This is a genomic window from Curtobacterium sp. MCLR17_043 (assembly GCF_003224215.1).
Classification (GTDB): Bacteria; Actinomycetota; Actinomycetes; order Actinomycetales; family Microbacteriaceae; genus Curtobacterium; species Curtobacterium flaccumfaciens.
In genome coordinates this window covers 91,831-108,193 of sequence record NZ_QKLH01000007.1, presented here as the reverse complement: position 1 = coordinate 108,193, position 16,363 = coordinate 91,831, and the positions used below count along the sequence as shown (strand labels likewise).

At 72.3% G+C, this 16,363-nt stretch carries 18 protein-coding genes; 4 read left to right on the top strand and 14 right to left on the bottom strand.

Annotated elements, in window-relative coordinates:
- Positions 1–70: 70 nt before the first annotated feature.
- On the bottom strand, positions 71–1,690 hold the full coding sequence (locus DEJ03_RS08720; protein WP_110864318.1) for an MFS transporter: 1,620 nt from the start codon (positions 1,688–1,690) through the stop codon (positions 71–73).
- Positions 1,691–1,771: 81 nt separating this feature from the next.
- The gene (locus tag DEJ03_RS08715) at positions 1,772–2,503 is read right to left on the bottom strand and encodes an alpha/beta fold hydrolase (RefSeq protein WP_071405844.1); all 732 of its coding nucleotides are present in this window, start codon (positions 2,501–2,503) and stop codon (positions 1,772–1,774) included.
- A 282-nt stretch (positions 2,504–2,785) separates the two neighbouring features.
- Between DEJ03_RS08715 and DEJ03_RS08710 the strand changes: the two genes are divergently transcribed.
- Positions 2,786–3,325, top strand: coding sequence for a hypothetical protein (locus tag DEJ03_RS08710; protein ID WP_110864317.1), 540 nt, complete (start codon positions 2,786–2,788; stop codon positions 3,323–3,325).
- Between the two features lie 41 nt (positions 3,326–3,366).
- On the opposite strand, the gene DEJ03_RS08705 is transcribed toward DEJ03_RS08710, so the two are convergent.
- From DEJ03_RS08705 to DEJ03_RS08690, 4 genes are read right to left on the bottom strand one after another with little or no spacing between them, the layout of a single operon-like run.
- Positions 3,367–4,224, bottom strand: a complete 858-nt coding sequence (locus tag DEJ03_RS08705) for a helix-turn-helix domain-containing protein (protein ID WP_110864316.1) — start codon at positions 4,222–4,224, stop codon at positions 3,367–3,369.
- Positions 4,225–4,262: 38 nt separating this feature from the next.
- Complete coding sequence (locus tag DEJ03_RS08700; RefSeq protein WP_146237691.1) at positions 4,263–5,081, bottom strand: helix-turn-helix transcriptional regulator; 819 nt, start codon at positions 5,079–5,081, stop codon at positions 4,263–4,265.
- Positions 5,078–5,725 (bottom strand): signal peptidase I, encoded by a 648-nt coding sequence (gene lepB, locus DEJ03_RS08695; RefSeq protein WP_110864314.1) that lies wholly within the window; start codon positions 5,723–5,725, stop codon positions 5,078–5,080. Before lepB ends, DEJ03_RS08700 begins: the two co-directional genes overlap by 4 nt.
- Positions 5,722–6,297 (bottom strand): hypothetical protein, encoded by a 576-nt coding sequence (locus DEJ03_RS08690; RefSeq protein ID WP_146237690.1) that lies wholly within the window; start codon positions 6,295–6,297, stop codon positions 5,722–5,724. Before DEJ03_RS08690 ends, lepB begins: the two co-directional genes overlap by 4 nt.
- A 127-nt stretch (positions 6,298–6,424) precedes the next feature.
- Between DEJ03_RS08690 and DEJ03_RS08685 the strand changes: the two genes are divergently transcribed.
- A complete protein-coding gene (locus DEJ03_RS08685; protein WP_110864312.1) occupies positions 6,425–7,210 on the top strand; it encodes an SDR family oxidoreductase in 786 nt (261 codons plus the stop codon).
- 26 nt (positions 7,211–7,236) lie between these two features.
- Here DEJ03_RS08685 and DEJ03_RS08680 read toward each other — a convergent pair whose 3' ends face one another.
- From DEJ03_RS08680 to DEJ03_RS08655, 6 genes are all read right to left on the bottom strand, one after another.
- Entirely contained in the window at positions 7,237–8,121 is an 885-nt protein-coding gene (locus DEJ03_RS08680) for a VOC family protein (protein ID WP_110864311.1), read from the bottom strand.
- 207 nt (positions 8,122–8,328) lie between these two features.
- The gene (locus DEJ03_RS08675) at positions 8,329–9,405 is read right to left on the bottom strand and encodes a hypothetical protein (RefSeq protein WP_110864310.1); all 1,077 of its coding nucleotides are present in this window, start codon (positions 9,403–9,405) and stop codon (positions 8,329–8,331) included.
- A gap of 11 nt (positions 9,406–9,416) precedes the next feature.
- Positions 9,417–10,019: an ATP-binding cassette domain-containing protein gene (locus tag DEJ03_RS08670; protein ID WP_110864309.1), complete on the bottom strand. Its 603-nt coding sequence runs from the start codon at positions 10,017–10,019 to the stop codon at positions 9,417–9,419.
- Positions 10,010–11,053, bottom strand: a complete 1,044-nt coding sequence (locus tag DEJ03_RS08665; protein ID WP_110864308.1) for a peptidoglycan-binding protein — start codon at positions 11,051–11,053, stop codon at positions 10,010–10,012. The genes DEJ03_RS08670 and DEJ03_RS08665 overlap by 10 nt, the downstream gene beginning before the upstream one ends.
- Positions 11,053–11,655, bottom strand: coding sequence for a hypothetical protein (locus DEJ03_RS17915; protein WP_110864307.1), 603 nt, complete (start codon positions 11,653–11,655; stop codon positions 11,053–11,055). The genes DEJ03_RS08665 and DEJ03_RS17915 overlap by 1 nt, the downstream gene beginning before the upstream one ends.
- Before the next feature lie 4 nt (positions 11,656–11,659).
- On the bottom strand, positions 11,660–11,944 hold the full coding sequence (locus tag DEJ03_RS08655) for a hypothetical protein (protein ID WP_110858837.1): 285 nt from the start codon (positions 11,942–11,944) through the stop codon (positions 11,660–11,662).
- Between the two features lie 104 nt (positions 11,945–12,048).
- Between DEJ03_RS08655 and DEJ03_RS08650 the strand changes: the two genes are divergently transcribed.
- Positions 12,049–12,615, top strand: coding sequence for a GNAT family N-acetyltransferase (locus DEJ03_RS08650; protein WP_181422656.1), 567 nt, complete (start codon positions 12,049–12,051; stop codon positions 12,613–12,615).
- Between the two features lie 78 nt (positions 12,616–12,693).
- Here DEJ03_RS08650 and DEJ03_RS08645 read toward each other — a convergent pair whose 3' ends face one another.
- Positions 12,694–14,211, bottom strand: coding sequence for a catalase (locus tag DEJ03_RS08645; protein ID WP_110864305.1), 1,518 nt, complete (start codon positions 14,209–14,211; stop codon positions 12,694–12,696).
- Positions 14,212–14,306: 95 nt separating this feature from the next.
- Positions 14,307–14,813, bottom strand: a complete 507-nt coding sequence (locus DEJ03_RS08640) for a Fur family transcriptional regulator (RefSeq protein WP_258370676.1) — start codon at positions 14,811–14,813, stop codon at positions 14,307–14,309.
- A 169-nt stretch (positions 14,814–14,982) separates the two neighbouring features.
- Here DEJ03_RS08640 and DEJ03_RS08635 point away from each other — a divergent pair, with 169 nt between their 5' ends.
- Positions 14,983–16,296, top strand: coding sequence for an acyltransferase (locus DEJ03_RS08635; protein WP_110864304.1), 1,314 nt, complete (start codon positions 14,983–14,985; stop codon positions 16,294–16,296).
- Positions 16,297–16,363 lie beyond the last annotated feature (67 nt).

Sequence of the window (16,363 nt, the reverse complement as noted above, 5' to 3'; positions counted from 1 at the left end):
TGACCCCGCCCGCCACCACGACGGGCTGCTGACCCCGCCCGCCACCACGACCGGCCGCTGACCCCACCCGTCACCCCGACGACGGGCTACCCACCCCCTCCGCGACCAGGTGCTCCACGCGCGGCTCGCCAGCGACCTCGCGCACCGACTGCAGGGTCCGCGCGTCGTCCCCGGTCTGCCGGACCTCGTGCTGGTCGACGTGCTCCTGCCACGACCCCACCCGGAACGCCTCGACCCAGGCGTCCGGCCCGGTCGCGGCGTCCCGGTAGAGGTTCCAGTCACGGGCACCGGTCCGCCGACGACTCCGCCCGAGCCGCTCGGCACGCTCCCGGAACTGGTCGACCGCATCCGCCGGGACCGTCCAGTGCAGCAGCACGAGGGTCTCCCCCGTCGCCGCGCCGTGGTCGTCCGCCACGAACACCTCGTCCCCGAAGGGCATCGGCGTCACGGCGCGCTGCCGGTCGGTGAGCACCGGGAACCCGGACACGAGCAGCAGTGCGGCACTCAGCGCGGTGAGGACTCCGGCTCCGGCGAGCACCCCCGTCACCCCGAGCGGTGTGGCGACCGCGCCGGCGAGCGCCGCACCGATCGCGGTGCAGCCGAAGAGCACGAGCTGGTAGGCGGCGAGCCCGCGGGTCCGGACCCAGGCGGGCAGGAACGCCTGCACGGTGCCGTTCAGTGTCGTCACCACCGCGATCCAGGCCACCCCGCCGACCAGCAGCGCGACGAGCACGACCGCCAGCACGGGGACGAGCGCGACGACCGTGGTGCAGACGCCGAACACCACCGAGGCGATGCCGACCGTGCGGCCGATGCCGAGCCGCGCACGGACCGCAGGCATCAGGAACGCCCCGCCGACCGACCCGGTGCCGACGGCGGCGAGCAGCAGTCCGTACCCGCCGGAGGACAGGCCGAGCGAGCCGTCGGCGACGAGCGGCAGGAGTGCCCACAGCGCGTTCGCGGGCACCATGAAGACGGCGAGCTGCACGAGCAGCCGGCGGACGACCGCCGCGTGCAGGACGTACCGCAGCCCGGCGCGGGTGGCGTCGATGAACGGTTCGGCCCGCGTCTCGGGGCGCTGGTAGCCGCGCCAGGCGACGAGCACCACCAGGAAGAGCGCGAACGACAGCGCGTTGGCGGCGAACACGAACGGCACGCCGAGCTGCGCGATCACCACCCCGGCGAGCGCCGGTCCGATCGCCCGGGCGACGTTGACGCCGACGGAGCTGAGCGCCGCGGCGTCGGTGATCGCGGCGCGCGGCACGATCTCGGGCACGAGCGCCTGGTACGCGGGCAGCTGGAGCGCCGAGGCGGTACCGAGCAGGAACGTGACGGTGAGCAGGAGCGCCGGGGTCATGTCTCCGGTCGCGGTGAGCACGGTCATCACGACGCCGACGACCACCTGGAACGCCTGCACGCCGATGAGCAGCCGCCGCCGGTCGACGAACTCGCCGATCACCCCGGCGGGGATCCCGACGAGCAGCACCGGCAGGCTCGACGCGGTCTGCACGAGGGCGACGACGACGGGTGCGGCGTGCTCGTCGACGAGCAGCCACTGCGCGCCGACGGTCTGCATCCAGCTGCCGATGTTGCTCACCAGCACCGCGATCCACAGGGCGCGGAAGACCGGGATCGCGAGCGGCGCCAGGGCGCCGCCGCGGGGTGCTTCGGTGGTGCGTTCCGTGGTCACGTCGCCTCCTGGGGTGGGACGGGGACATCCTGGAGGCGCGGTGTGCGTCGGGCGCGCACCGCGCCTCCAGGGATGGTCGGGTCAGGCGGCGGCGTCGGTCGCGCTGGTCGCGGCGACGGCCCGCTCGATGACGTCGGCGACGTCCTTCGGGTGGGTCTGCATGACGAGGTGCGGGGCGGCGAGCTCGGTCACGTCGGTGATGCCGGCGCGGGAGGAGCCGAAGCGCTCGACCTCGGGGTTGATGGTGTGGTCGTCGGACGAGACGATTGCCCACGCGGGGGTGGTCTTCCACGCGGCGGCGGACGCCGGCTCGCCGAAGGCCGCGCCGGAGAGCGGGCGCTGCGAGACGGCGAGCACCTCGGCGACGCGCGGGTCGACCCCGGCGGCGAAGACCTGCGGGAACGCGTCGATCGCGACGGAGACGTCGGTGCCGTCCTCGGCGCCGGCGACCGGGTACGGCGTGTACACCAGGTTCGCGGCGAGGTCGGAGTCGGGGAACCCGCCCTGCAGCTGCCCCAGGCTCTCGCCGACCTCGAGCACGTAGCCGGAGACGTAGACGAGTCCGACGACGTTCTCAGCCTCGCCGGCGACGGTGATCACGGCGCCGCCGTACGAGTGCCCGGCGAGGACGACCGGCCCGTCGACGTGCTCGGCGACGGCGCGGATCGAGGCGGCGTCCTCGGCGAGGCTGCGGTTGTAGACGGGCGGGACGAGGACGGTGTGGCCGCGGTCGAGCAGCTCGCGGGTGACGGGTGCCCAGCTGGCGGAGTCGGCGAACGCGCCGTGGACGAGAACGATGGTGGGTGCAGCCATTGCGGGTCTCCTTCGTGACGAACGTCTGGGGTGGTGCGGGGACCGGGGGGTCCCGGCGTCGTCACGCTAGGGCTGCGGGCCCTTCACCGTCGTGTCCCTGTCGTTGCCCGTCACCCCCGCTGGCAGCGCGTGCCGGCGGCTCCGGGTGCGGCGCACGGTGCCCTCCGACGGTCGGACACACCGTGCCGGGGTCCCCCTGCGGGGCGGAGGCGCAGCGACGGGGTCCCCGCCGGGGCCCCCTTCTCCCCCCTGCTCCACGGCCCGGCCGGTTAGCGTGATCGCATGGAACACGAGGACGGCACGACGACGACGTCGGCCCAGGACTTCGTGGACGCGCTCGCCGAACCGGTCGTGGTCTTCGACCGCCACCTGGACGTCGTGGCGGCGAACCGGCTCGCCGGTGCCCTGTCCGCGTCCCTCACCGTCGGCACGAACCTGGCGCGGTTCACCTTCCTGAACCCCTGGGTCGAGGACTCGGTCGACGGCTGGGAGGCCGAGGCGCACCGCACCGCCGCGATGCTCCGGGACTCGCTGGACGAGCACGACGCCGACGACCGGTTCCAGGAGCTCCTGGGCGAGCTGATGGCGCGGAGCACGACGTTCGCGACCGAGTGGGCCGGCGGCGCGGTGCGGCCGGCTCGACGCGGGGAGTCGGCGTTCGAGAACCCGCTCGTGGGCCGGATCGACCTGCGGTGGGAGCAGCTGCGTCGGCTGGAGGACCCCGAGCACGTGCTCGTAGTGTGGACGGCGGTGGACGAGGAGTCCGCCGCACGGCTCACGACGCTCCGGGGGCTGCTCGACGAGGGCGCGACGACCGCCTGACCGCGAGCGCAGCGACCGCTGCGACCGCGACGACCGCTCGGCTACCCCACCGCGCTCTCGCCCGCGACCGGCTGCCGGCGGGCGGTGCCCTGCTGCACCTGCGCGGCGAGGTACGCGACGGCCGCGGCTGCGGGGGTGCCGGGGTCGGCCCAGAAGGTCACGAGCACGTGCGAGCTGCCCGGGATCGCGAGGTTCTGCCAGCGGAACTCGACCCAGCCGATCGGGTCGATCCAGTGCCGCGAGACCCCGGTGCGCTGCACCGCGACGTCGTGCCGGGCCCAGATGCGGGCGAAGTCCGGGTCCTGCAGGGTCAGGGTGCCGACGATCTCCTGCAGTCGGGGGTCCTCGGGTTCGGCGTGCAGCCGGAGTGCGGCGACGACCCGGTGCGCGGTGCGGTCCCACTCGGCCGCGTGCTGCCGGGACGCCTCGGAGAACATCTGCAGGACGAGGTTCGCGCCCGGCTCCATGTAGACGGGGCCGAGTGCGCTCGCCAGGGCGTTGGACAGGATGATGTCCTGGTTGCGGTCCATCACGAACGCCGGAGTGTGCGACCACTGCGCCAGGAGCGACCGGACCGAGTCGTCGAGCCCCGGCGGCACGACCCCCTCGGGGCGGCGGCGTTCGGCGTGTGCGAGGCGGCGCAGGTAGTCGACGGCCTCGTGGTCGAGCCGCAGGGCCCGGCCGAGCGCCACGAGCACCTGGTCGGACGGCTGGTGGTCGCGGCCGCGTTCGAGCCGCAGGTAGTACTCGGGGCTGATGCCCGCGAGCCGCGCGACCTCTTCACGGCGCAGGCCGTCCACTCGTCGTCCAGGCTCGCGAGTGAGGCCGACGTCCTCGGGCTGGACGAGTGCCCGACGGGCGCGGAGGTACTGCCCCAGTTCGGACCGTCGCGCATCCACGCGAGCAGGATAGCCGGAATCCGCAAAGAACGCGAGAACTACCGTTCTCCGGGTGTGCCGCTCCGCGCGATGGTCTGGTGCGGCGGCTCCCCGAACCGTTCCCGGTAGTACGCAGCGAACCGCCCCAGGTGGGTGAACCGCCACCGCCGCGCGACCTCGCTGACGAGCAGCGCGCGGGAACCCGGCCGACCCAGCTCCAGGTGCACCCGGTCGAGCCGGACCTCACGCAGGTACTGCATGGGCGTGACGCCGAGTCGACGGCGGAACAGGTCCTGCAGGCCGCGCTCACTCAGGTCGCAGGCCGCCGCGACGTCCGCCACCGTCAGCACCCGGTCGGCGTGGTCGTGCACGAAGCCGATCGCCCGCCGCATCCGGTCCGCGACGTCCGTCCGCGACCGGGCGAAGGTCGACAGGACGACGGTCGCGATCCGCCGGTTCAGGGCCGCACGGTCGTCGGCGGGCAGGGCCGGGTCGAGGATGCGCCCGGAGGCCTCGCGCAGCAGTGCGCGCAGCGGTTCGAGTGCGGGATCGGCCGCGCCCGGCTGCCCGAACACCGAGGACTCCCCCGTGTCGCCGAGCAGCGACGGCGACAGGTGGAGCAGCGTCGTGGCGGTCGCGTCGGTCTCGAAGCCGTACGCGACGGACGCCGAGAGCATCATCGGCCGCTCGGCGCCGACCTCCCAGTGCTCGCCGTCGTCCGCGGTCAGGCTGGCCCGGCCGTCGGCGAGCCAGAACACGACGTGGTCGGGGCGTGGACCGATGGTCCCCGTCCGCTTGCCCGGTGTCGCGATCCGGTGGATCGACAGGTCGTCGTCCCCGCCGGTCTCGTAGCCGAAGCCCTCGTCGTCAGCGGTCACGGCGTCGGGACCCGGTCCCACTCATCGCCGTACCGGGACAGCAGCGACCACCGCGAGATCGGCCACGTGGTCACGAAGGCCCGCCCCACGACGTCGTCGACCGGCACGGTGCCGTGCACGCGCGAGTCGGCGGAGTCGTACCGGTTGTCGCCCATCACCCAGATGCGCCCCTTCGGCACGGTGATCTCGAAGTCCTTCCCGGCGACACGGTCCGACCCGCGTTCGAGCACGACGTAGGGCTCGTCCACCGCGTGCCCGTTCACCGACAGGCGGCCCTGGGCGTCGCAGCACGACACCGTGTCACCCGGCAGGCCGATGACGCGCTTGATCAGGTCATCGCCCTGGCCCATGCCGAGCCAGCCGCCCGGGTCCTGGAACACCACGACGTCACCGCGCTGCAGTGGGACGACGCCGGGCACGAGCTCGTTGACGAGCACCCGGTCCCCGACGAGCAGCGTGTTCTGCATCGAGGCCGAGGGGATGTAGAAGGAACGGACCAGGTACGCCTTGACCAGGAACGACGCCAGCAGCGCCACGACGACGATGATGACGAGGTCGCGCAGGAACCGCAGCCCGCCGCGCTTCGGCTCGTCCGCAGCGGTGGGTTCGGAGGGGGGTCCGGTGTGTGCGTGCGGGTCACTCAATGCGTCAGCACCACCTTGACGAGACCGATCACGAACGCCACCGCGGCGAGCACGATCCCGCCCCACAACCCGAGGAACGTCGGCTGCTTCCCACTGAACCGCTGCATGAACACGCCCACCAGCCCGATGCGCACGACCAGGATCACGGTCGCCGAGATCTGCTCCCACCCGGCCGGCAGCCAGCCGATCCACGCCGCCGCGTAGAGGACGGCCGGGATCAGCCCGGAGGTCGCGATCGGGTTGGCGTTCCGGACGATCGTCGCGACCGAGTCGCGGCGCGCAGCGCGGTCCGCAGCGGATTCCTCGCCGTCGTCGCCGAGCCCGTGCGCGACCAGGTGCGCGAGCACGTGCGCCAGGTACGTCAGCACCGCGGTCGCCAGGACGGTCGCCACCGCGGCGCCGTGGTGGATCTGCTCCGGGTTCACCGCGATCGCGACGGCGAGCACCGTGATGTTGCCGTAGATGTACGACGACATCCGGTCGCGGACGTGCTCGAGCGGCAGGTCGCGGGGGTCCGGGCGACCGCCGCGGGGTCCGCGCCCCGGTCGGGAGGGCCGTCGTGTGCGTGGCATCCGTCCATCTTGGCCCCCGCGGTCGGCCGTCCGCCGACAGGACACCGGGTGCGATGGTCACACGGGTGGCCGGTTCCGGCAGACTGGGTGCCGATCGGTGCGACGGAGCGCCGGACAGGAGGCACGCATGACGTCCGCACGACCCCTCGCCCTGGTGACCGGGGTGGGCCGCAGAGCCGGCATCGGCGCAGCGCTCGCCACCCGGCTGGCGACCGACGGCTGGGACCTCGCCATCTCATGGTGGGGGCCCTACGACGACCGCGTGAGCGGCGGGGCGGACCCGGACGGGGTCGAGTCGGTGGTGCAGGAGTGCGAGGCGGCGGGAGCACGGATGACGCGCCTCCCGGTCGACCTGGAGGACCCGGAGCAGGCGGCCGCACTCGTCGGCCGCGCCGAGGCGGAAGCCGGCGCTCCGGTCACCGCCCTCGTCATGTCGCACTGCGAGTCCGTCGACTCCGACTTCCGCACCACGACCGTCGAGTCGTGGGACCGCCACTTCGCCGTGAACGCCCGCGCACCGTTCCTGCTCGTGCAGTCCTACGCGGCCGGGCTCGAGCGCGCCGGGGACGCCGCACCGCGCGACCGACGCCGGATCGTCGCGCTGACGAGCGACCACATCGCGTACAACCTGCCGTACGGGGCGTCGAAGGGCGCGCTCGACCGGATCGTGTTCGGCGCCGCGAAGGAGCTCGGCAGCCTCGGCGTGAGCGCCAACGTGGTGAACCCGGGCCCGAACGACACCGGCTGGATGTCCGACGAGGTCAAGGGGTGGGCCGTCGAGGGCACCCCGCTCGGCCGACTCGGACGCCCGTCGGACACCGCCGCGCTCGTCGGGTTCCTCTGCTCGGAGCAGGGCGCGTGGGTGAACGGACAGCTGCTGACGTCGGACGGCGGGATCTCGAACAGCGCCTGACCTGTCGGCCCCTCGCGACCCGATCGTCAGCCGCGACCGGGCGCGGTCACCTCGATGCGGTTCGCCCACGGGTCCTCGAACGCGACCGTTCGGCCGTCGTCCGCGGTCTGTACCCCGGTGTCGTGCATGCGCGACACGAGGGCGCCGAGGTCGTCCGACCCGGGCACCTCGATCCGCACGAGTCCGAGCCCGAGGGCGAGCTGGCGGCGCCCGGCCCCGCGGGAGTTCCAGGTGTTCATCGCCATGTGGTGGTGGTACCCGCCCGCGCTGACGAACAGGGCGTCGCCGAAGCCGGCGGTGGTCTCGAAGCCGAGGGTGTCCACGTAGAAGGAGCGCGCGGCGTCGACGTCGCCGACGGACAGGTGCACATGGCCGACCTTGCCCGGGCGTGCTGCGGCGGTGTCCAGGGCGTCCTGCGTCAGGTGCTCCTGCAGGAACGCGTTCGGGTCGACGTACTTCGTGTCCATGTCGACCATGCCGTGCGTCCACGACCACTCGGTGCGGTCGCGGTCCCAGTACAGCTCGACGCCGTTGCCCTCGGGGTCGGTGAAGTAGAACGCGTTGCTCACCAGGTGGTCGGCGCTGCCGGTGAAGGTCTGCGGGAACTTCGTCGCGACCGAGTACAGCGCCGCGGCGAGGTCTGCCCGGGTGTCGAACAGGATCGCGGTGTGGAACAGGCCGGCGTCGTGGGGGGCCGCGTGCTGCATCGACGGTGCGTGCTCGAGGATCACGATCGGGATCGCCAGACCACCGGCGCCCGGTCGCCCCAGCACGGCGACGCCGCCCTCGTTCGAGAGCAGCGCGAGCTGGACGCCGTCGCGGTAGTAGCCGATCATCCCGTCGAGGTTCGCGACGCGGAGGGTGACGGCACCCATCCCGGTGTCGGCGGCGAGGAGGTCCTGCGTGTGCATGGCACCAGTGTGCGCCCATTTAGTTGACGCGTCAATCAAATGGGCGTCGGTCGCCGGCGCCAGAACGACAGATCCACGCCATCCCGGTGCGAGGTACCCGCCAAAGCGACAGATCGCTGCGAACAGTTCGCGGCGATCTGTCGCTTCGGCGAACGGGGGCGCGCAGGCGACGGGAGGCCCGGCGCGCGTCCGCCCCGCCGGCCGCGGTCAGCGGGAGCGGAAGTAGCGGTGCAGCGCGCGCTCGCGGATCGCGGCTGCGGCGAGCGCTCCACCGAGCAGCGCGCCCACGAGCCCGAGGGACGCGATCGCGATCGCCTCGCGCGCGATCGGCAGCGCATCGTCGACGTCGAGGCCACGCACCGACACCACCGCGACGCTCGTCGCGACCACCGCCCCGACCGATGCCCAGACCAGGTGCTGCAGGACGACGCCGAGGACCTGCGCGCTCCGCGGTACCCCGACGTGCCGATCGGAGGCCAGGGCGAGCCGACGCCGTGCGACCGCTGCCCCGCCGATCGTCAGCCCCACGAGGGCCGCTGCACCGAACGGGACGAGCACTGGCTGCCGCGCCACGGGGGTGAAGACCGCGCCCAGCGTCGGGTTGAGCTGCCCGGCGGTCGGTCGGTCCTCGCCCTCGGCCCCGCTCGCCGGCAGGACGGTGCGCCGGAGCATCGAGACCGTGTCGTCGCGCTGCGGCCACACCGTCGCCCAGCAGGCGTCGAACGGCGACCCGTCGTCCACCGTCGGCGCGAGGACCGCGTACTCCAGGTCGGGGTCCCGGCCGTCGTCGGGGTAGTCGTACACACCGGCGACTCCGGTGCCCGCACCGCCCGCCGTCACGAGGCGATCGCCGGCAGCAAGACCCAGGGTCTCGCGCACCGTGGGCGAGACGATCACTCCCGCGGTGCCGTCGGCATCGGAGCCGCCGAGCAGACCACGCACCCCGGCGGTCACCTCGTAGGTCGGGATCGCCGAGCCCGGCAGCGCGGCGGGGACGACCCCGGCGTCGAGGCGCCGGAACGCACCGGACGCGATGACCCCTTCGGTATCCACGAGCGCATTGCACACGCGGCCGTCGATCCGGCCCTCGGCCCGCTGGACGGTCGTCGCCGCACCGCTCGCGACGAACACCGCAGCCGCTCGGACGTCATCGGCGACCGCAGCTGCGCGCAGGCCCACGACACCGCCGAGCAGCACCGCGAGGACGACAGCGGACGTCGCTGCCCACGAGGCTCCGGAAGCGATGTCGCGCCACGCCTCACGCCAGACCTCGGTCACCTGCATCCGGCGAAGGCTCATCGGTACCGCCCGAGATCGAGCACTCCCTCGCAGGCGTCACGGGTCGCGTCGTCGTGCGTGGCGACGACGACGACCGTCCCCGACGCGGCGAGCGCACCGATCCCACGGTTCACCTCGATCGCGGTCGCCCGGTCGAGTTGCGCCGTCGGCTCGTCGACCAGCATCAGACCCGGGGCGCTGGCGATGGCGCGCGCGAGCATCAGGCGTTGCGCCTCACCACCGGACAGTTCGGCGAACCGCGCGTGCGCCCGCGAACCGAGCCCGAAACGCTCGAGGACCCCGAGCGCCCGGACGTCTGCGGTCCGACGATCCGCGCCCTGGGCGACGACCGGCAGCGCGACGTGGTCGAGCACTCGGCGGCGGGCCACCCCGTACGGGTTCTGGAAGACCCAGAGCGGCCGACAGCCCGGCGGACGGACGGCGGCACCGCGCGTCGGACGGAGCATCCCGGCGAGGATCGCGAGCAGCGTCGACTTGCCGGAACCGCTCGGCCCGACGACCGCGGTCACGGTCCCCTCGGCGAAGGTGCGGTCGACGCCGTCGAACAGCACGGTGCCGTTCGGCCAGACGTGCCCGACGCCCTCGAGCGTCACCGACACGAGCTGGACCGGTCCGGCGCAGCCCGGATCCGGTCGAGCGTTCGTCCGCCGGGCACCCGGACGAACGACTGCCCGAGTTCCGATCCGAGCACCTCGACACGGAGTGACCGCCCCGTCGTCGGTTGCACACACGCCCGGTCACCTTCGAGGTCCCAGAGGGCCGTCGGTGGCACCACCTGAACGGTTCGTGGCCGGCTGAGCGTCCACGTCGCGGCCACGGTGGGTGCGCCGTCCGCCGAAGCGACCGTCGCCGCGTACTCCGGCAGGGCGGTGATCGCGGCGAGGGCCGTCGGCGACGAGACCACGCCGGCGGCGTCGGTCGGGACGTCGACGTTCCCGATCCGGAGCACGCGCTCCCCCGGCGCCGGATCGACCGGGAGCGCCTCGATGCGCGCGCCGCGGAGTTCGGCCGGGAGTTCGACGAGGACACCGTCGGCGCCGACCACGGCCCCGACGACGGCCACGCACGCCAGGACGGCGTTCTCGGCGGCTGGCACCCATGCGAAGGGGTCCCGCGGCACGATGTCGTCGGGCAGGTCGTCGCGGTCGACACCTCGGTCGACCAGGAACTGCTGCGCAGCACGGAGTGTGCCCCGACCGAGGATGCCGTCGATGCTCAGTCCGGCACCGAGGCGCGTGAGTTCCCGCTGCAACCCCGTGACGTCGGCCCCGCGGTCGCCGAGCTCGAGGTCGCGCCACAGCGGCTCGTCACTGGCGAGCGCGATCACCGGCCGCCCGTCGACCCGCGCGAGGACGTCCCCACTCCGCACGGGTGCCCCGGTCGAGCACGTCGACGTCGTCACCGTGCCGCTCCGCGACGTCACGACCGCCCGTGGGGCACCGGTGTCGAGTGCGAGCTGCACCTGTCGTGCATCGGCATCGGTCCGCTCGGTCACCCGTACGGTGCTCGCGGGGGCCGCCGTCCGGAGTGCAGCCGGGACCTCGGCCGGCACAGCGACCACGATGGCGGCGGCCGTCGCCGCCGCGACCACCATCGCGCCGAGCGCCAGGAGTGCGGCAGACGGGAAGCGCATCACTGCCGCCAGAGGCCGAGGGGGTCCAGCCGACACTGTACGGCTGCGGGGTCCCACGGCGAGAAGGAGAAGTTCCCGGCGTCGTTCTGGGTGCGCCATTCACGTTCGGTGTACGTGTCGTCGACGAGTCTCGCAGCACGGAGGCACGGGACGGTGATCGTTGCCTCGTCCTGCTTCTCCGGGTTCCGCCGGACCTCGTTGAACAGGTAGGTCACGTCGCTGTCGAAGTCCTTCGCGCACTTCGACTTCGAATCGTTCATGGCCGTGGCGTCTTCAGCCTTCCGCCCGGGGAGCGGCGAGGCTTCGGAAGTGCCGTCCTCCGCTGTCGTGTAGTCGTAGCCGAGATCTCGCATGCATGCGCTCATGCGGGACTGCGCATCTGCGACCTCCCGCGCCGAGATCGTTCCGTCCGAGAGGATCTGCCACTGGTAGGAACTGGTGTCGGAGGCCGATTCCGCGAACTCACCCGCCCACGGCCCGGCCGCGGAGAAGCCCGACGGATCGACGACCCGGGGTGCAGCATCCGCCTGGGCACAACCGACGAGCCACGCGGCGGCGATCGCCCCGACGATCGTTGCCCCCCGAAGCCTGCTCCGAATCACCGCGTCAGGCCCGGGTCATGCCGTACTGGGCGATGTTGGTCCAGCAGGCAGCCTGGTAGGACCACTTGTTGCCACCGACCACGTTCCCCCACTTCATCGTCCCGCTCCGCAGACGGTTGAAGTGCTGAGCGCGACCACACCCCGACTCGTTGAAGCCCGTGCTCTGCGTCACCTTCCGCCAGCACGTCGCAGCACTCGCCTCCGGCGCCGTCACGGTGTCGACCGCGATCCCACCGCCCACGACACTCCCCAGCACGACCGCACCCAGTACGACGTTCTTGATCGACATCGATCTCCCCTTTCGTTGTGACATCTCCCGGATGTCACCGTTAACGTATTACCGGTTCATACGAGAACGCAACGACCACCACCACATCCGTGCAGGATGGACCCGTGACTGACGACATCCGGTGGGAGGTGGTCGAGGAGAGCACGCTGTCGCTCCCCGACCACGAAGCGATCGCAGCGCTGCTCGGGCAGGCCTTCCCCGACTGGTCGCACTGGTACGTGGGCGGCCGGAGCTGGTCCGGCATGCAGCCGGAACGCCGGGTACTCGCGCACGACGCCGACGGGGTCGTCCTGGCCCACGTCGGCATCCGCCGCATGTACATCTCCGTCGGCGGCGAAGACGTCCTGGTCGGCGACACCGGCCTGGTCGCTGTGTCGCCCCGGCTGCAGGGCACCGGCGTCGGCCGCGAGCTGATGACCCGGACCGCGGCGGTCCTCGAGGGGCTCCGCGTCCCCTTCGGGTTCCTCGGGGCCGGCGAGGACCGCACCCCCTTCTACGCGAAGCTCGGCTGGCACGAGTTCCCCGAGGCCGTCGGCACCTTCTCGGCGTTCACCGCCGAGGGCGCCGGCGTCAGCAACACCGAGCAGGGCGGCTGGATGGCGCTGCCGGTGGCAGCGCAGCTCGAGGACTGGCCCGCCGGGCCCATCTGGCTGAACGGCCAGCAGGTCTAGACCCGCTTCAGACAACGGACGGGAGGCCCGGTACCAGCTGGTACCGGGCCTCCCGTCCGTCAGGTCGTGCAGCGGGGCTTACGCCTCGACCGCGACCTTCTCCGGGTCCTCGTTGGAGCCCGGCGCGCTCGGCGCGACCGCGGCGCGCACGCGCGCACCCAGGTCGGCGTCGACGTTCGTCCAGTAGGCGAACACGCGCTCACGCAGGTCGTCGCGCGTCACCTTCGAGACGTGGCCGGCGATGTTGCCGACCAGGCGCTCACGGGCGGCGTCGTCCAGGACCTCACGGACGAGTGTGCCGGCCTGGCCGAAGTCGTCGTCCTCCGGGTGCAGGGTCGCGGCGGAACGCTGCAGTGCACCGTCGGACTCCCAGCCCGGGGCGTCGTCGGTCGCGTTCGGGTCGGCGTGCGCACCACCGAGCGAGTTCGGCGCGTACACCGGCACCTCGGACTTCTGGAAGTCGAAGCGCATGCCGCCGTCCTTCGAGTACGAGTGGACCTCGTTCTTCGGGGCGTTCACCGGCAGCTGGGCGTGGTTCGTGCCGACGCGGTACCGGTGTGCGTCCGCGTAGCTGAAGATGCGCGCCAGGAGCATCTTGTCGGGGCTCGCCGCGATGCCGGGCACGAAGTTCGAGGGGGCGAAGGTCGCCTGCTCGATCTGCGCGAAGTAGTTCTCCGGGTTGCGGTTGAGCTCCATCGTGCCGACCTCGATGAGCGGGTAGTCCGCGTGCGGCCACACCTTCGTCAGGTCGAACGGGTTGAAGCGGTAGGTCGCGGCGTCCTCGTAGGGCATGACCTGCACCTTGAGGGTCCAGCGCGGGAAGTCCTGACGCTCGATCGCGGCGTGCAGGTCACGGATGTGGAAGTCCGCGTCCTCACCGGCGATGCGGTCCGCATCCTGCTGCGTCAGGGTCTTGTGGCCCTGCTCGGTGATGAAGTGGTACTTCACCCAGAAACGCTCGCCCTCGGCGTTGATCCACTGGTAGGTGTGCGAGCCGAAGCCGTCCATCTCACGCCAGCTCGCCGGCAGGCCGCGGTCGCCCATCAGCCACGTGACCTGGTGCGCCGACTCGGGCGACAGGGTCCAGAAGTCCCACTGCATGTCGTGGTCGCGCAGGTGCGAACCCGGCAGTCGCTTCTGCGAGCGGATGAAGTCGGGGAACTTGATGCCGTCGCGGATGAAGAACACCGGGGTGTTGTTGCCGACGAGGTCGTAGTTGCCCTCGGACGTGTAGAACTTCAGCGCGAAGCCGCGGGGGTCGCGCCAGGTGTCGGGGGAACCCTGCTCACCGGCGACGCTCGAGAACCGGGCGAGCATCTCGGTGGTCTGCCCGGGCTGCAGGAACGCGGCACGGGTGAAGCGCGAGACGTCCTGCGTGACGGTGAAGGTACCGAAGGCGCCGCCACCCTTGGCGTGCACGACCCGCTCCGGGATGCGCTCGCGGTTGAACTGGGCGAGCTTCTCGACCAGGTAGTGGTCGTGCAGCGCGAGGGGGCCGTCGGCCCCGACGCCCATCGAGTGCTCGTCGCTCGAGACGGGTGCGCCGCTGTTGGTCGTGGTGGTCGGGGTGCCGGTCGGCGTGTTCTGGTCGGACACGGTTCCTCCTGGAGGTGGGACGTTGGTTCGGTCAGGGGTGCTCGGGTGGTTCGGAGTCCGGCGCGTCGTGCGGTCGGTGCGGTGGGCGGTCGCCGTCAGGCGGGCGTGGGGGCTCCGGGGGCCTGCGCGTTCGCGCCGGGCGCGTCTGGGTGATCGCGCTCTGCGTCGTCGTGCTCTGCCCCGTCGCGCTCTGCCGCTGCGCAGCGTTCGCAGATGCCCCAGTAGGTGACCTCGGCGGTGGTGACCGCGAAGCCGTGGGTCTCGGACGGCGTCAGGCAGGGCGAGTGGCCGACCGCACAGTCGACGTCCTCGATCGCGCCGCACAGGGTGCAGACGATGTGGTGGTGGTTGTCACCGGTGCGGCGCTCGTAGCGCGCAGGGCTGCCGGCCGGTTCGATGCGGCGGACGAGCCCGACGCCGGTCAGGGCGTTCAGCACGCCGTAGACGGCCTGGTGACTGGTGGTCGGCAGCTCCACGGCGAGCGCGGTGACGATGTCGTCCGCGGTGGCGTGCGGCATCGAGTCGGTCGCTCGGAGCACCGCGAGTCGCGGGGTCGTGACCCGGAGCCCCGAGGAACGGAGCAGATCGGCGTCGGCGTCCATGCTGAGCCTTTCTTTTGCAGGAATCAAGACAACGCGTTCACTGTACACGAGCTTCTGCTGCCGACCAGCGAGGTGACGCATGCCGCCACCGGAATACGAAGTGTCACGATCCGGTCGCGATCAGCTGGGACGACACTGGACCGACCGTTCCGCACGCTAACGTCCGGACATGTCCACGAGCCAGGGTCTGCCTGAACAGGCGAACAGCACCGCGGACGTCCGGGGGATCATCGCGAAGCGGGACCTGGTCGTCGACCTCATCCGGACGGCCTGCGTCGTCCTCGTCGTCATCGTGCACATCACGATGGTCGGCGTCGCCGCCGATGACCAGGGGGTGCGGGTCACGAGCCCGCTGCAGGAACTCCCCTGGTACGTCGCCGCCACCTGGGTCGGGCAGGTGATGCCGCTGTTCTTCGTGGTCGGCGGGTTCGCGAGTGCCGTCGGCTGGCGCAGCACCGTCGCCCGTGGTGCGCCGAGCCCCGCCCGCGACTCCCTGGCCACCCGCCTGGTGCGGCTGTTCCGGCCCGGGGTGCCGCTGTTCGTGTTCCTCGCGCTCGGACTCGGGGTCGCCACGGCCGCGGGCACGCCGCCGGAGCTGCTGGCCGAAGTCGCGTTCGGCATCGGTTCGCCCCTCTGGTTCCTCGCGGCCTACGGCATCACCCAGTGCTGCGTCCCCGTGATGATGCGCCTGCACGAGCGAGCACCGTGGGCCACCCTCGCCGTGCTGCTCGTGCTCGCCGGGGCGGTCGACGCCGTCCGCCTGGCCACCGGGGTCGCCGAGGTCGGGCTGCTCAACCTCGGGCCGGTGTGGCTCTTCGCGCAGCAGCTCGGGTTCCTCTGGGCCGACGGCTGGTTCGCTCGCCGGTCGAAGGTGCTCCTGCTCGGCATCGCCGTCGCCGCGTACGCCGTGCTCGTGCCGATGACCTCGGTCGGGCTCTGGGCACCGGACATGCTGCAGGACCTCAACCCGCCGATGCTCCCGCTGGCGTTCCTGGCGATCGCGCAGGCCTGCCTGGTCCAGCTCGTGCACGCGCCGCTCACCCGGCTGATGCGCACGCGGGCCGCCCTCGGGGCCGTGTTCGTCCTCGGCCGCGACGGCATGACCATCTACCTGTGGCACCTGCCGCTGTTCATCGCACTGAACGGCATCGCCCTGCTCGTCGGGGTGCCGTTCCCGGCGCCGGGCTCCGGTCCGTGGTGGGCGTCGCGCATCGTCGCACTCGTGGTGGTGCTCGCCGTCGCGATCGGGGTGGCCCGGGCCCTGCGCTGGTTCGATCGGCCGCTCCCCCGGCTGCTGCCGTCGGCCGACCGGCCGTCGTGGCCGGTCGTCGCGGTCGCCGCCCTCTGCACGATCGGCCCGGCGTTCCTCGTGATGCAGCTGCACCTGTCGTTCGGCGTCGCGCTCGTCGGCGCCGTGGCCGTGCCGGTGGGCGTCTGGCTGCTGTCACGGACCGTCCCGGCACCCGGGGTCGCCCGGATCTGAACCGGTTCTCACCGTCGCGGGGCCACGACGGACCCCCGGTGGCCGTCGGGCGGACGGAGGATGGTTC